Source organism: Aneurinibacillus thermoaerophilus (genome assembly GCF_019603355.1).
Classification (GTDB): Bacteria; Bacillota; Bacilli; order Aneurinibacillales; family Aneurinibacillaceae; genus Aneurinibacillus; species Aneurinibacillus thermoaerophilus.
On sequence record NZ_CP080764.1, the window covers coordinates 1,148,867 to 1,163,285 of the forward strand.

The 14,419-nt window shown below is 45.4% G+C and carries 16 protein-coding genes; 14 read left to right on the plus strand and 2 right to left on the minus strand.

Annotated features, from left to right (window positions below):
- Positions 1-199: 199 nt before the first annotated feature.
- The 8 genes from nagE to K3F53_RS06210 all read left to right on the plus strand — a co-directional run bounded on the left by nagE (position 200) and on the right by K3F53_RS06210 (position 6,112).
- Positions 200-1,651 carry an N-acetylglucosamine-specific PTS transporter subunit IIBC gene (nagE, locus tag K3F53_RS06180; RefSeq protein ID WP_057899365.1) on the plus strand — a complete coding sequence of 484 codons (1,452 nt, stop codon included), beginning with the start codon at positions 200-202 and terminating at the stop codon, positions 1,649-1,651.
- 70 nt (positions 1,652-1,721) lie between these two features.
- On the plus strand, positions 1,722-2,846 hold the full coding sequence (gene nagA / locus K3F53_RS06185) for an N-acetylglucosamine-6-phosphate deacetylase (RefSeq protein WP_062731158.1): 1,125 nt from the start codon (positions 1,722-1,724) through the stop codon (positions 2,844-2,846).
- Between the two features lie 16 nt (positions 2,847-2,862).
- The gene (nagB, locus tag K3F53_RS06190; RefSeq protein WP_057899363.1) at positions 2,863-3,606 is read left to right on the plus strand and encodes a glucosamine-6-phosphate deaminase; all 744 of its coding nucleotides are present in this window, start codon (positions 2,863-2,865) and stop codon (positions 3,604-3,606) included.
- 21 nt (positions 3,607-3,627) lie between these two features.
- A complete protein-coding gene (locus K3F53_RS19340; RefSeq protein WP_236781884.1) occupies positions 3,628-3,747 on the plus strand; it encodes a CAT RNA binding domain-containing protein in 120 nt (39 codons plus the stop codon).
- Positions 3,748-3,779: 32 nt separating this feature from the next.
- The gene (locus K3F53_RS06195; RefSeq protein ID WP_236781883.1) at positions 3,780-4,454 is read left to right on the plus strand and encodes a BglG family transcription antiterminator; all 675 of its coding nucleotides are present in this window, start codon (positions 3,780-3,782) and stop codon (positions 4,452-4,454) included.
- A 93-nt stretch (positions 4,455-4,547) separates the two neighbouring features.
- Positions 4,548-5,039 carry a PTS sugar transporter subunit IIA gene (locus K3F53_RS06200; RefSeq protein ID WP_057899362.1) on the plus strand — a complete coding sequence of 164 codons (492 nt, stop codon included), beginning with the start codon at positions 4,548-4,550 and terminating at the stop codon, positions 5,037-5,039.
- A 24-nt stretch (positions 5,040-5,063) separates the two neighbouring features.
- A complete protein-coding gene (locus tag K3F53_RS06205) occupies positions 5,064-5,324 on the plus strand; it encodes an HPr family phosphocarrier protein (protein ID WP_057899361.1) in 261 nt (86 codons plus the stop codon).
- 74 nt (positions 5,325-5,398) lie between these two features.
- Entirely contained in the window at positions 5,399-6,112 is a 714-nt protein-coding gene (locus K3F53_RS06210) for a pseudouridine synthase (RefSeq protein ID WP_057900376.1), read from the plus strand.
- Between the two features lie 19 nt (positions 6,113-6,131).
- Here K3F53_RS06210 and K3F53_RS06215 read toward each other — a convergent pair whose 3' ends face one another.
- Positions 6,132-6,323 (minus strand): hypothetical protein, encoded by a 192-nt coding sequence (locus tag K3F53_RS06215; RefSeq protein ID WP_057899360.1) that lies wholly within the window; start codon positions 6,321-6,323, stop codon positions 6,132-6,134.
- 362 nt (positions 6,324-6,685) lie between these two features.
- On the opposite strand from K3F53_RS06215, the gene resA reads away from it, so the two are divergent.
- The 3 genes from resA to ccsB are packed head-to-tail and all read left to right on the plus strand — an operon-like array spanning position 6,686 to position 10,063.
- Entirely contained in the window at positions 6,686-7,210 is a 525-nt protein-coding gene (gene resA, locus K3F53_RS06220; protein ID WP_057899359.1) for a thiol-disulfide oxidoreductase ResA, read from the plus strand.
- Positions 7,211-7,227: 17 nt separating this feature from the next.
- Complete coding sequence (resB, locus tag K3F53_RS06225) at positions 7,228-8,850, plus strand: cytochrome c biogenesis protein ResB (RefSeq protein ID WP_057899358.1); 1,623 nt, start codon at positions 7,228-7,230, stop codon at positions 8,848-8,850.
- 22 nt (positions 8,851-8,872) lie between these two features.
- Positions 8,873-10,063, plus strand: a complete 1,191-nt coding sequence (gene ccsB, locus K3F53_RS06230; protein WP_057900375.1) for a c-type cytochrome biogenesis protein CcsB — start codon at positions 8,873-8,875, stop codon at positions 10,061-10,063.
- 54 nt (positions 10,064-10,117) lie between these two features.
- Here ccsB and K3F53_RS06235 read toward each other — a convergent pair whose 3' ends face one another.
- Positions 10,118-10,321 carry a hypothetical protein gene (locus K3F53_RS06235; protein WP_057899357.1) on the minus strand — a complete coding sequence of 68 codons (204 nt, stop codon included), beginning with the start codon at positions 10,319-10,321 and terminating at the stop codon, positions 10,118-10,120.
- Positions 10,322-10,545: 224 nt separating this feature from the next.
- Here K3F53_RS06235 and K3F53_RS06240 point away from each other — a divergent pair, with 224 nt between their 5' ends.
- The 3 genes from K3F53_RS06240 to K3F53_RS06250 are packed head-to-tail and all read left to right on the plus strand — an operon-like array spanning position 10,546 to position 14,294.
- Positions 10,546-11,259, plus strand: a complete 714-nt coding sequence (locus tag K3F53_RS06240) for a response regulator transcription factor (RefSeq protein ID WP_057899356.1) — start codon at positions 10,546-10,548, stop codon at positions 11,257-11,259.
- Positions 11,260-13,080: a HAMP domain-containing sensor histidine kinase gene (locus K3F53_RS06245; RefSeq protein WP_057899355.1), complete on the plus strand. Its 1,821-nt coding sequence runs from the start codon at positions 11,260-11,262 to the stop codon at positions 13,078-13,080. It begins immediately after the preceding gene.
- Positions 13,077-14,294 carry a DEAD/DEAH box helicase gene (locus K3F53_RS06250; RefSeq protein ID WP_057899354.1) on the plus strand — a complete coding sequence of 406 codons (1,218 nt, stop codon included), beginning with the start codon at positions 13,077-13,079 and terminating at the stop codon, positions 14,292-14,294. Before K3F53_RS06245 ends, K3F53_RS06250 begins: the two co-directional genes overlap by 4 nt.
- Positions 14,295-14,419: the final 125 nt, after the last annotated feature.

Consider the following 14,419-nt stretch of genomic DNA (forward strand, 5'->3'; position numbering starts at 1 on the left):
ATAAGAAAGCGCATTCATCACATGCTTGACAAAAGGCCCCCTTATTCATTATATTTTACTTAAGTTATATTTTGCTTAAATCTTCCATCAAGCATGTTACCTTAAGTGGGCATAAGCTTGAGAAGCTAATTTTTTGCTTCTTAAGCTTATGCCCACTTTTATTTTTTTTTGAATTTTAAAAATAAAGGGAGGAAATAGGATGATGAATGTATTAAGTGCATTACAAAAAATCGGTCGCTTACTTATGATGCCGATTGCGGTCTTGCCGGCAGCCGCAATTCTTTTGGGAATCGGTGCCATGAAATTTCAAAATCCATTCATGGCACACCTGGCCAAAATTTTTTCGGCAGGCGGAGGGGCGATACTTGGAAATCTGCCGATGTTGTTTGCCATTGGCGTTGCCATCGGTTTGACGGATGGAGCCGGTGTTGCCGGGCTGGCTGCGACGCTTGGTTATTTTGTTCTAACCAATGTGTTGAATGTTTTTGATGTTATTGGGCCGAATGGAGAAAAGATTGTTCATTTAGATATGGGGGTAATAGGGGGGATTATTACTGGTGCTGTGACAGCTTTTTTGTATAGACGATACAAAGACATTCGACTGCCGCAAGCGCTTGGCTTTTTTAGCGGAAGCCGATTTGTTCCGATTGTTACTGCGCTGGTGATGGTTGTTTTTGGTGTGGTGATGGGCTATGTATGGTTGCCGGTGCAAAATGGTATTCATGCACTGGGAATGTGGATTGTTTCGGCAGGTGGAATCGGCATGTTTTTATACGGCTTGTTAAATCGCTTGCTAATCCCATTTGGCTTGCATCATATTTTGAATTCAATTACATGGTTTCAAATCGGGGAATTTACCAATGTAGCAGGGGATGTTTTTCATGGCGATTTATCCAGATATTTTGCGGGCGATAAGACGGCAGGGATGTTTATGACAGGGTTTTTCCCGATCATGATGTTTGGGCTTCCGGCCGCTTGCATAGCTATGGTCAAGGAAGCCAAACCGGAAAAAAGAGCTTTCGTTTCATCCGTATTGCTATCGGCCGCTTTCGCTTCGTTTTTGACAGGGGTTACGGAGCCGATTGAATTTTCGTTTATGTTTTTAGCGCCGCTATTATTTATCATACACGCGATTTTAACGGGTCTTTTTATGGCTTTCACGTATTTGTCAGGGATGCATTTGGGGTTTGGTTTTTCGGCAGGTTTCATCGACTATGTTCTTAACTGGCATTTGGCTACCAAACCGTGGTTGCTGATACCGTTTGGAGCCGCTTGCTTTATCGTGTATTATTTTGTATTCCGGTTTTTCATTCGCATGTTTGATTTGAAGACGCCGGGACGGGATGAGGTTCCGACTGAATCGGGAACAACGTTCAAAGAAGAGGGCAATGCTTTAGAAATGAAGGAAAGGGCGATGTCTATTCTTCCGTTGATTGGCGGAGTCGAGAACATCAGGAATATTGATGCGTGCATTACCCGTTTGCGGCTAATCGTAGGTGATGATTCCCTTGTGAAAGACGAGGAGTTAAAAAAGTTGGGCGCAGCCGGCGTTATGCGTTTAGGAAAAGGAAATGTACAAATTGTATTTGGAACAGAATCGGAACTTATTAAAGAAGAGATAAAATCACTACTGAATCAAAGCGCAAGCTAAAAATTTTTTATGAAATTTATACCATAAACTTTTGAAGTTAAGCATGAAATGGATAGGGGAGGTTGTTGTGGTGAAGACAGTAGTATCCGGAATTCTAAACCAAGAACGCCAGCAGATTTTAATTGAGGATGGAATAATTACAGCAACCGGGCAACTTTCGAAGACAGATTTGGAAGGCGCTACATTGATTGAGACAAATGGAGAGTTGTATCCGGGTTTTATCGATATTCATGTGCATGGCGGCGGGGGAGCAGATACGATGGATGCCTCGCCTGAGGCATTCCAAACGATTGCCAAAACGCATGCGGCACATGGTACAACAGGTCTCTATTTAACGACTATGACCGAAAGTCCGGAGCGTATTCAGCGAGTGATGGAAACATTGGAGCCTACCTTTCAATCTGAAGGAGCTCAGGTGTTAGGGTTTCATCTGGAAGGCCCGTTTATTAATCCCGATTATCCGGGAGCGCATGCACAGCAACATATTATAGAGCCGAATATTGAACTTCTTGCAGAATGGATCGAACGATCGCGACATCAAGTGAAGATTATAACAGTTGCTCCGGAGCTTCCGGGGGCGGAGGCATTGATTCGCTTTGCCACTGAACAGGGAATCGTAGTATCGATGGGCCACAGTGCCGCTGACCTTTCTGATGCGCAGCAAGGAAAAGCATGGGGGGCACAGAGTGTTACTCATCTTTTTAATGCAATGAGTAGATTTCACCATCGCGAACCGGGGCTTGCTGGATTTGGTTTATCGGATGAGGAGATTTATGTTGAGTTGATTGTCGATTATCGGCATGTCCATCCGTTTGTAGTCAAAGCGATGATGCGAGCTATGGGAGAAGAACGGCTGCTTTTGATTACTGATGCGATGCGGGCGGCGTGCATGAAGGACGGGATATATGAATTGGGTGGACAAATGGTTTTTGTTCGGCAAGGAGTGGCGACTCTTTCCAACGGAACGATCGCGGGTAGTACATTGACCATGGATCAGGCAGTCAGAAATTTGCTCGATGCAGGAACACTGGGAAAACAGGAAATATCCAGGGTCACTTCCCAAAATCAGTCCCGCCTTCTTAAACTTCGCAAAGGGGTGATTGCACCTTCATTTGATGGAGATATCATCGCATTCGATGAACGGTTACAGGTGACGCATACCATTGTCCGCGGAAACTTAGTATTTAGAAAGTAAATTAGGAGGATAGGGAATGGATATTCGGATTTTTTCGGCAGCCAGAGAAGGCGCTATTTATAGTGCAACTGTTATTGAACAGATTATCAAGAACCGTGCGTATCCGGTTCTTGGATTGGCCACAGGTTCGACGCCGATTCCTCTTTATTACGAGTTGATTCGAATGCATCAGTGGGGGCTTGATTTCTCCCGCGTGACAACGATTAATCTGGATGAATATGTGGGGATTTCTGCTGATCATCCGCAGAGCTATCGTTATTTTATGAAACGCTATTTATTTGATCATGTGAATATCGATCAATCAAGAACATATATTCCAAGGGGAGACGCGGAAGATCTTGAACAGGAATGCCAACGGTATGATCAGATTATTCAATTGAATCCTATTGATATTCAAATCTTAGGAATCGGCATTAACGGGCATATTGGATTTAATGAGCCGGATGTTTCTCTAAAATCGAAAACGCATATTGTTAAGCTTGCCCATGTGACCATTCAGGCAAATGCCAGATTTTTCGAAAGTCCAGGTGAAGTGCCTGAACATGCCATCACGATGGGGTTGCAGTCGATTCTATTATCCAAACAAATTTTGCTGTTGGCATTTGGGGAAGAAAAGGCGCAAGCTGTGGTAGAAGCTGTGTATGGGGATGTGCGGACAAGTTTGCCCGCCAGTATTCTGCAACTTCATCCTAACGTTACCTTTGTACTTGATGAGGCCGCTGCCGCCTTACTTTTGAAAAGAGAGAAAAACAGGGGATAAACATGCGTGAGGGGATTGATTATGGAACGAAAGATTGTGCAAGTTTTATCTCATAATGTAGTGCTTGCCAAACTCTTATCCGGAAATAATTCCATAGTATTTGGAAAAGGTATCGGATTTAAAAAAAAAACGGGGATTTAATCGATCCGGCCGCTATCTCGCAGGAGTTTCTCTTGCATACGGCAGAAGCGATTGAACATTATCAGCAAGTGATTAAGATGGTAAACTTTCCGATTATTGCAGCAACAGAAGAGGTGATTGCGCTGGCGATTCAAAAATTGTCGGGCCCTTTCTCTGATACAATTCATGCAGCCTTGATTGATCATATTAACTTTGCCATTGAGCGAATTAAAAGAGGGATTTATTTAAGCAATCCGTTCGTTTTTGAAATTAAGTATCTATATCCCGAAGAATATAAAATCGCGGAAGAAGCGGTTGCGTACTTGAATAAGAAGCTTGATGTTACTCTCCCGGAAGAAGAGATCGCATTTTTGGCTACACACTTTCATTCAGCCCGATCTTTTTCTGATAAAAAAGTAGCTTTGGGGATTGCACGGATTGTTTCCAAAATCTTAGATCAGCTAAAAGCCGAAGGGTATAAGATGGACGATTCGTTTTCTATGATTCGTTTTGTATCGCATTTAAAAGCCTTGATTGATCGTGTAAAGTCCGGCAAAACCATAGATAATCCACTTATTGAGAGTATTCGTGAGCGGTATTCGGACGGATTTGCAAAAGCGCGAAAATTAGCCGACATCATTGCTGAAGAGTTAGGCAAGGATGTACCGGATAAGGAGATCGGTTTTTTAACGTTACATTTGGAACGTTTGCCTTATGAATTTCAATAGGTAAAAGATGATTCGTTATCATTCATCGTAGAAAACCGCATGTTCACATAAGAATGGCAGGAGCGGTTTTGCTTTATAGAAAGGAGACAAATCATGTTTAAAAGGTGGTTTGGAGAGAAAGACACAAGAGAAGTCATTATGGCTCCCTTACATGGTGAAGTGGTCAGAATAGAAGAAGTGCCTGATCCCACCTTTTCAAAAAAAATGGTAGGGGAAGGAGTTGCGATTATACCAAAAGAAGGGAAAGTTGTCTCCCCTGTAAAAGGGGAAGTTGTTCAGGTATTTCCGACGAAACATGCTGTTGGCTTGCGTTCAGAAAAAGGAGTGGAACTATTGATTCATATTGGCTTAGAAACCGTCTTTATGCAGGGAGAAGGGTTTGTCGCTTATGTAAGAGCCGGGGATAAAGTAAAAGTTGGGGACCCGCTTCTTGAGTTTTCCATAGATTTGGTAAAAGAAAAAGCGAAAAGTGCGATAACACCGATTGTCATTATAAATCCAGATCGAATGGACCAAATCGAAATGGAATGGCCTAAAGAAGCGAAAATGGGAGAAACGTCCATTATGAAAATGAAAGTGAAATGATGAGAAAAGGAGTTCATTTTACTTATGATCGAAAAGAAAATAATCGTTAATCTTCAACAAGGTCTTCATGCTCGCCCAGCTGCTCAACTTGTAAGTAGAGTAACTTTATTTAATAGCGATATTTCCATTGGTAAAAATGGTAAATTTGTAAATGCGAAGAGCATAATGGGGGTTATGTCGTTGGTGATTGCCAAAGGGGAAGAAGTCACATTGACCGCAAATGGAATCGACGAACAAGAAGCGATTGCTTTTTTGGAGCAATTTTTGCTAGAAGAAAGAGGATGAGCCCAGCTTTTTTTGTTTGCGCGTTGTATCCGGGCGACGGGAAGGGTATGATGGGAAAGGAGGGTGATACATACATGGAACGATTGCAGAAAATTATGGCCCGGGCAGGGGTTGCTTCCCGCAGAAAGTGCGAGGAACTTATTGCGGCTGGTCGCGTGAAGGTCAACGGAGAAGTAATTCGGACGCTCGGTTTCAAAGCCGATCCAGAGCGGGATGAAATTGAAGTGGATGGACAAAAAATCGTGCTTGAAAAACATGTGTATTTTCTGTTAAATAAACCGGTCGGCTATATTACATCGGTCACTGATCCGCAAGGAAGAAAAACGGTGCTGGATTTGATGGAGCATGTTAAAGAACGGATTTATCCGGTGGGAAGGTTGGATTACGATACGTCCGGCCTGCTGCTTCTCACGAACGACGGCGCGTTCGCCAACCGTATCATGCATCCGCGTCATGAACTGGATAAAGTCTATGAAGCAGTCGTGAAGGGAAGAATAGGAGAAGAAGCGCTTATGCGGCTGTGCAAAGGTGTGATGCTGGAAGACGGAATGACAGCGCCCGCGCAGGCGGAGCGGCTTTCCTACGATGAAAGAAACAGAAGAAGTGCCATCCGGTTAACCATCCACGAGGGACGCAACCGGCAGGTGCGCCGGATGTGCGAAGCGGTGGGGCATCCTGTGTTGAAGTTAAAGCGGGTTCGGCTCGGGTTTCTGACGCTGGATGGTGTGCCAGAAGGAAAATACCGCCCGCTAACAAAAGAAGAAGTGGATGGGCTTTTGTCTCTTTAACATAGGCAGATGCAGTGCGCTACCAGTTGATTTCGTCGATATCCGCGCGCGCAATGACTTCAAACAAGTCTTGTTTATTCGGCACGATTAAAATCACCTGTTCATCGGTCACATTATATAAGTCGCCCGTAATCTTTTGTCCTTTTACAATTACGGTCACGGTCGCATGACGCTGCAACAAAGCGTTCCATTGCATTTCTGTCGGAATCATCTTATGTCCACTCCTTTTTCTTTGTGAAACATACAGGTAAGATAAATTCAATTCTACAACGAATAAATACATATGTAAATAAATATTTATGCATCATTTTTGTAGTCTTTAATGGAATTGTGTGTCAGTATTATAGACGTATTTGCATCTGACATAAATCAAGGTAAGTTAATTTATGAAGGAAAAGCCGCAGGCATATTTTTGTCCGGGTGTCACATAATGTTCAAAAAATGCGCAACGCAAAGGAGTAAATGTTATAAATGTTATGATGAATGCTAGGATGAATGTTATAATTTGTGTATAGTGATCCCTGATTTGACAATGGAACCAGTAGTTATTGCAGAGTGTAGAGGAGGTTACCTATGGAATCGAGAAAGGTAACGAGACTGCTCGTGCTTGCCGTCATTGTGCTTGCCGTTGGCTGGACATTTTACAGCGCTTATTTTAAAGACGAATCGACTGTGAAGGTAGGACAACCTGTTCCCGATTTCGTAGCTCAGCAGGTCGACGGGGATAAAGTGCGATTGAGCGATTTGAAGGGAAAAGCGGTTGTGTTGAATTTCTGGGGTTCTTGGTGTGAGCCTTGCCGTGATGAGATGCCGGCTTTAAACCGGGCGGCGAAAGAATTTGTAGATAAAAATGTCGTTATTCTTGCAATTAATGTTGGGGAGTCGGAAGTTCCTGTAAAATCTTTTGCGCGTCAGTATCAATTGGATGCGCTACCGCTTTTGATGGACCCGTCCAGAGCTATTACGCGTAAATACCAAATTGGAGAGATGCCGTCTACATTTTTTGTAAAGGCGGATGGAACGCTTTACAAGCATATTGTAGGAGGGCCGATGTCATATCAGACAATTCGGAACAATATGCAGCAGATTGCTCCGTGAAAATTTGAGGTGAAGCCATGTTAGAGAAAGTCAAATGCGAATGTGGACACGCAAACCCGGTGGGCACGATGCTTTGTGAATCCTGTGGCGCGCCGCTTGTTAGCGAAAGCAAGGGGCGAAAGCTTGATATGCGTTATGAAGGGGCAGCTCGACGTTCCCAAACATTTCAAAGAACATTCGTGGATCGCATCTGGAATTTTTTCTCCTCTGTGCGCAATGCGGTCATTATGATTGTGATTACGCTAATCGCTTCAGCTATCGGTACGATTTTTCCGCAGGAGCGCTACATTCCGGTGCCGAAACCGGCGGAGCAGTTTTATCCAGAAGCATATGGATGGTTTGGGCTTATTTACTACAAGCTTGGACTTCATAATTTGTATTCTTCCTGGTGGTATATTGCGCTTTTGCTCGGCATAGGTATTTCGCTTGTCGTATGTAGCCTGGATCGCGTGGTGCCGTTATATCGGGCGCTGAAAAAGCAGCGTGTTAAGCGAGATAGAAAGTTCTTGCAAATTCAAAAAGTAAGCGCTGAGCTGGAACTGAACGGAAGGGACGGAGACGGGCTTCTTGAAGTGCTGGGACGGTCGCTGGAGAAAAAACGCTACCATGTACGCCGCGAACAAAACGCTCTGCTGGGGGAGAAGGGGCGCTTTAGCCGCTGGGGGCCGTACATCAACCACGTTGGCCTTATTATTTTTTTAATCGGATGTTTGATGCGTCTTATTCCCGGCTTTTATCTCGATCAATACGTGTGGGTGCGCGAAGGGCAGACCGTGCCCGTACCAGAGACGAATTATTACATAAAAAATGAATCTTTTATTAAAGAGTATTATCAAGATAATGAATTTCCAGAAAAATTGGATTTAGATGGTCTTGTCGTCAAAGAGTACAAAACGAAAGCGGTGCTTTATAAAAACGAGAACGCTGAAATTCCGGGTGCCGAGCCGAAGCTTACGGAAGTTGCGCGGCACGATATCGAAGTGAACCATCCTTTGGAGTATGAAGGATTGCGGCTAATCCAGTCAGGGGAAGAAGAAAACAAGCTTCAGGCATTAAATTTAAGATTGATTGATACTGCAACCGGACAACATCTGGGCGATATAAAATTGGACTTGCTGTCGCCGCCGACGGAAATTAAAGTAAACGATCAGGTGAAAGTGCAAGTGTTGCAGTATTTTCCTGACTTTGCGCTGGATGAGAGAAAGAAGCCAATTACAAAAACGACGGAACCGAACAATCCAGCGTTTATCGTCAATACGATTTCGCCTAAAACACCGAATGGAGAGAAGCAATGGGTTTTCCTCGGCAGCACGCTGACGGCGGACGGTAAACCCCCGGTTGTAACGTATGAGTTTGAAAAGCCTGATCTTGTGGATGTAAGCGGACTCATGGTGCGTAAAGACAAGAGTCTGCCCGTCGTTTTCTTTGGATCTGGTGTCTGCATGATCGGACTGATCATGGGTTTTTACTGGCAGCACCGCCGCATCTGGTTCCAAATTGATGGGGACAAGCTGCTAGTGGCGGCGCATACAAACAAGAATTGGTTTGGCATAAAGAGAGAAATCGTGAAGGTGCTTGAGGAGAACGGATACCAAATATCGGCCGCGCAATTGGAAAAGGAGGATAAAAAACGTGAGTAATCTTATCGGGCTTAGCTACACGATGTTGACTATCGCTTTCATTTTTTATTGCGTTGCAACGATTTTTTTCTTTGTTGCTGTAACCGGGCGTAGCTTTCGCAACCGCACGCCGGAACAGCACGCGCGCCGGTTCGGACGTCTTGGGTACGCGGCAGTGGTCATCGGTTTTCTTTTGCACGCGGTCTTTATCGGTGTCCGTTGGTATGTAGGCGGACACATTCCGACTAGCAATATGTTTGAGTTTATGCAGTTTCTTGGCTTTGCGATGACGCTTGCGTTTCTTGTTATTTATCTTATATATCGCATTCCGCTCATCGGTATGTTTGTAATGCCCATAAGCGTCATCATTATCGCATACGCAGCAGTATTTCCACGCGAAGTGACACCTTTGATTCCGGCGTTGCAAAGCTATTGGCTGCAAATACACGTAACAACCGCGGCTTTGGGTGAGGGCGCATTTGCTATCGGTTTTGCGGGCGGACTGATGTATTTGCTGCGTACGGTGAATGCCTCCGAGAAGTCTGCGTCTGCCGCATGGCTGGAATTCGTAATGTGGGTAGTATTCTCATTGATCGCTTTTATTGTGCTCGTGTTTTACTTTCAGTTCATCGGTTATCAGGCTGTGTTTAAAGCACCATTTCAGACGCCAACAGGCCAGGTTGTCGAATCGGAAATTAAATATCATATGCCGCCGATCGCTGGTCCGAAAGGTGGCCAATTGTTGACGGTGGACAAAATGAAACCTTGGTTTGAGGCGCCTGGTTTTATGAAAGGAAATCAGGCAGCACGTAAATTTAACACGTTTATCTGGTCCGTGGTAGGTGGTACGTTGTTATACGTGGTTACGCGTCTTGCCTTGCGTCGCCGCGTTTCATCATTGGCTGGACGCCTGGTGCGCCATTTGGATCCGGATCTTGCAGACGAAATCAGCTATCGGGCTGTGGCGATTGGTTTTCCTATTTTTACGCTTGGCGCGCTCATTTTTGCGATGATTTGGGCGCATGAGGCGTGGGGTCGCTTCTGGGGATGGGACCCGAAAGAAGTATGGGCGCTAATTACGTGGCTATTCTACAGCGCGTATTTGCATCTCCGCTTGTCTCGAGGCTGGCACGGCAAAAAATCGGCGTGGATGGTCGTAATCGGATTTATTATCGTGATGTTCAATCTTGTTTTTGTCAATCTTGTCATTTCCGGTCTTCATACTTATGCATAGGAAAAATAAGAAAAAATTCGCCTTGCCCAGACATTGTCCGGGTAAGGCGGATTTTTATTCTTCAAAGTCATCCGGGCTCTTATCTTCGAACATCTCTTCCTGTGCTGCATTTTCGGTATGGTGCCACGGGTTATCGCCCATTTCTGAATAATCCCAACCGTCTTCGATGACGCCGCTTTGATAGGCGTTCATAACATTCTGCTGCACAATTTTTTCGCCTTCTGCGTCATAGCCAAATTTTTGTTCCGGCTTTTTCATAAAATCCCCCCCTTCCTCTCCTATAGTGTGTCCATGAAGTTGAAGTATGAAACAAAAACGGATGAGCATGCATAGCCTGTGAGTTTTTCTTATTTTGGGAACGATATAATTTGTACGATTATCGCCATGAATTTGTAAGGTTATGGTCACAATTCACTGCTAAAAATGGTAAAATAAGCAGAAAAGAAAGCTTTGCATGAAAATGCCAACCGAGGTGAGAGTAAATGGAACATCAAGCAAAAGTGCTCGTAGTAGATGATGAAGAACGCATCCGACGTCTGCTGCGCATGTATCTAGAGAGAGAAAACTTCATTATCGAGGAAGCGGAGGACGGGGAAAAAGCCTTGGAAATGGCGCTTGCCAACGACTATGATATTATTTTGCTTGACTTGATGCTTCCGGGAATTGACGGCATCGAGGTATGTACACGACTCAGAGAAAAAAAAGCAACGCCGGTCATTATGCTCACCGCTAAGGGAGAGGAAGCAAACCGGGTGCAAGGTTTTGAATCGGGCACGGACGATTATGTTGTCAAACCGTTTAGCCCGCGTGAAGTTGTCTACCGGGTGAAAGCGCTGTTGCGACGTTCTTCGGCGACCGCGTTTTTAACGACACAGAACAGTTCACACAATGTTATCGTATTCCCTGAATTGTCTATAGATCACGATGCACACCGGGTGACAGTGGCGGGAGAGGAGGTTAGCCTGACGCCGAAAGAATACGAATTGCTGTATTATTTGGCGCGCCACCCCGACCGCGTATTCTCCCGGGAAGATTTGCTTAAGGATGTGTGGCACTATGAGTTTTTCGGAGATTTGCGCACTGTTGACACTCATATCAAGCGCTTGCGTGAAAAGTTGAACAAGGTATCTCCCACGGCTGCCAATATGATCGCAACCGTATGGGGAATCGGTTATAAGCTTGAGGTGCCAAAATAAGTGTTGAACCGTGTTGTTGTCAAACTCTGGTTTACGATTATTGGGCTTGTCGCGGTTGTGTTGACCGTGCTCAGTCTTACGTTGATGTCATTTTTAGACGGTTTTTATGAAAAACAGCGCACGGAAGATTTAAAACAACTGGCGCAAAATATCGCGCACGTTATTCTGGTTTATAAGGATAGGGAAAAAACGCTCAGCATTGCGCGAGAGCTGGTGGATGTATATGATACCCGTATGGTGATTACCGGTTCGCTTGGCAAATACATCAATCAGGATGTAGATCGGCGCGATAAAACGATCCCGGAAGTGAAAGCGGAAGAGTTTTTGAAGCATCCAGTGCTGAGACAGGCACGCAATGACCGGATCGCTGTGACGCGTGACTTTTTTCAAGTGGTGCCGGATAAAGGCAGGGTTCCGCGTTATGAGGAATTCGTGGCTGTAGCGGTGCCTTTGCATTCGCCCGATTTGAACAATGAATTGATTTTATACCAGACGATGGATGAACTGCGTGAAACGACCAATAAGACGACATGGCTCATTTTCTATGCCGCAGTCATAGGCATTATTTTGACTACCTTTTTCGCTTTTTTCTTGTCTACGCGTATTACCCAGCCATTGCATTCAATGAAAAAGGCGGCCGATTTATATGCACAAGGGGATTTTTCAGCACAAATCTCCATTCGTACCAACGATGAAATCGGAGATTTGGCCAGTACGTTTAATCATATGGCCTCACGTTTGAACGATTTAATCGTAGCCCTATCCAGAGAAAAAGAGCAGTTGTCCAGTGTGCTTAAAAGCATGGTGGATGCTGTGATGACGTTCGATCACCACGGACGGATTATTGTTACGAATCCTCCGGCAGAGGCGCTTTTGAAAGCATGGGAGTACGAACAGGGAATGGAGGAAGATAATGATGTAGAAAAGGGCATCAAATTTCTCCCGGATTCCATGCGCTCCATTCTGGAACAAGCCGTGCGCAACGCGGAAGAAGTCGTAACGGATGTCGTTGTGCAAGGTCGCATATACGCCGTTGTGATGGCGCCGTTGTACGACGATGATCAAATTCGTGGCGCTGTTGCGGTGTTGCGCGATATGACACAAGAGCGGAGGCTGGATAAGCTGCGCCAGGATTTCGTCGCCAATGTGTCGCATGAATTGCGCACACCGCTTATGATGCTGCAAGGATACAGCGAAGCGATTATTGACGATATCGCCCAGACGGCGGAAGAAAAGAAGGAACTTGCGCAAATTATTTATGATGAGTCGTTGCGCATGTCTCGTCTGGTCAACGAATTGCTCGACATAGCCCGCATGGAGGCCGGTTATACTCAGCTTGATATCCGGCCGGGTAACTTGCTTCAGCTTGAAGACAAAGTGATTCGTAAATTTAATGGTGTGGCGAAAGAGCAGGGGATTTGTTTACAGATGGATTGGCAGGCGCCGGACAGTATGTTTTATTTTGACGCCGATCGCTTGGAGCAAGTGTTGACGAATCTGATTGACAATGCGATACGGCATACCGGCCAGGGAGGTAGAGTAACGTTAAGAACGTTTATGCAGGATGAGATGTACATCATTGAGGTAGCGGATACTGGAAGCGGAATCCCGGCCGATGATTTGCCGTTTGTGTTTGAGCGCTTTTACAAAGCCGACAAGGCCCGAACGCGTGGTCGTGCCGGTACAGGACTTGGGCTTTCCATCGTAAAAAATATCGTAGAAGGCCACCATGGCACGATTACCGTGCGCAGCAAGCTGGGAGAAGGGACGACATTCTCTATCCAGCTTCCGATTCAGCCTGAGGAAGGAAGAAACAGATGAAGACATTTGCTGAAAGCTCACTGGCCCCTTTCTTAATCCAGGGACTTGAAAGAATGAACATTAAGACGCCGACACCGATCCAGCAGCGCACCATACCGCTGTTGCTTGCTGGGCAAAGCGTGGTCGGTGAATCACAGACTGGAACGGGGAAGACGCTTGCGTATTTGCTGCCGATTTTGCAGCGAATTGATAGCACGTCCGTAGCTGTTCAGGCGCTCATTCTTGTTCCAACGCGCGAGCTAACAGTACAAATTCGCGATGTTTTGGACGAGTTGTGTGCCGGTACGGACATTCGCTTTCAGATTATTATGGGCGGGGTGGATAGTAAGCGGCAGATAGAGAAATTGAAGCAGAAGCCGCATGTGATTGTCGGCTCTCCAGGGCGTATGTATGACTTAATCGAGAAAAAGAAGCTCAAGGTTCACGAAGTGAAAATGGTCGTGATTGATGAGGCAGATCAGATGCTGGAAGCGAACATCATGCCGGAAGTGGAGGCGGTAATAAAGCGCACGCCGCGGGATCGTCAACTGTTTGTTTTCTCTGCGACGATTTCTTCTTTGGTGGAAGAATGGGGAAAGAAATGGTCAGAAGAAGAACCACAGGTGATTAAGATGAAAGGAAAGTCCCGCTTACCGGAAACGATTGAGCATTATTTTATTGTGACTTCGGAGCGGGAAAAGTTTGATATGTTGCGTCGCCTGCTGCATGCACTAAAACCTGATCGTGCTCTTATTTTCGTAAAGAAGCAGCATCAAGTTGGGGAGATTGTCAGCTGGCTTTCCAAAAAAGGAGTAAATGTCGCCGGTATTCATAGTGAAGCAAACAAGCAGGAACGTGAGCAGGCGATGAATGGTATCCGGGGCGGTCGCATCCAATATCTGGTCACCACTGATTTGCTGGCGCGCGGGCTTGATGTCGAAGGCGTCACACATGTGGTTAATTTTGATCTGCCGTTGGATACGGACGGTTACATTCACCGTGTTGGGCGTACCGGTCGTGCCGGAAAGTGCGGTATGGCGATATCGTTGCTTGCGCCGAAGGAGAAGTTCATGGCCGGTAAGCTAGCCAGACAGCTTCGTATCGAGATCCCGGAGCGTGTACTATTTCAGGGACAACTCATTTCCCCGGAAGAGCACCGTGGCCACCCGATGTTTACAAAGAAAAAAAACGTCCAAACGAAAAAAATGCATACGAAAAACGGGGACAATGGCTGAATAGCCGATCTTGTTAGGTCGGCTGTTTTGGATTAACAGCTGCATATGAAGTATGTAGATTTTACCTTTCTTCATCTGGAAAAAGGACTTGCGAGCATCAGCCCGCAAGTTTTTCTTATGCGCAC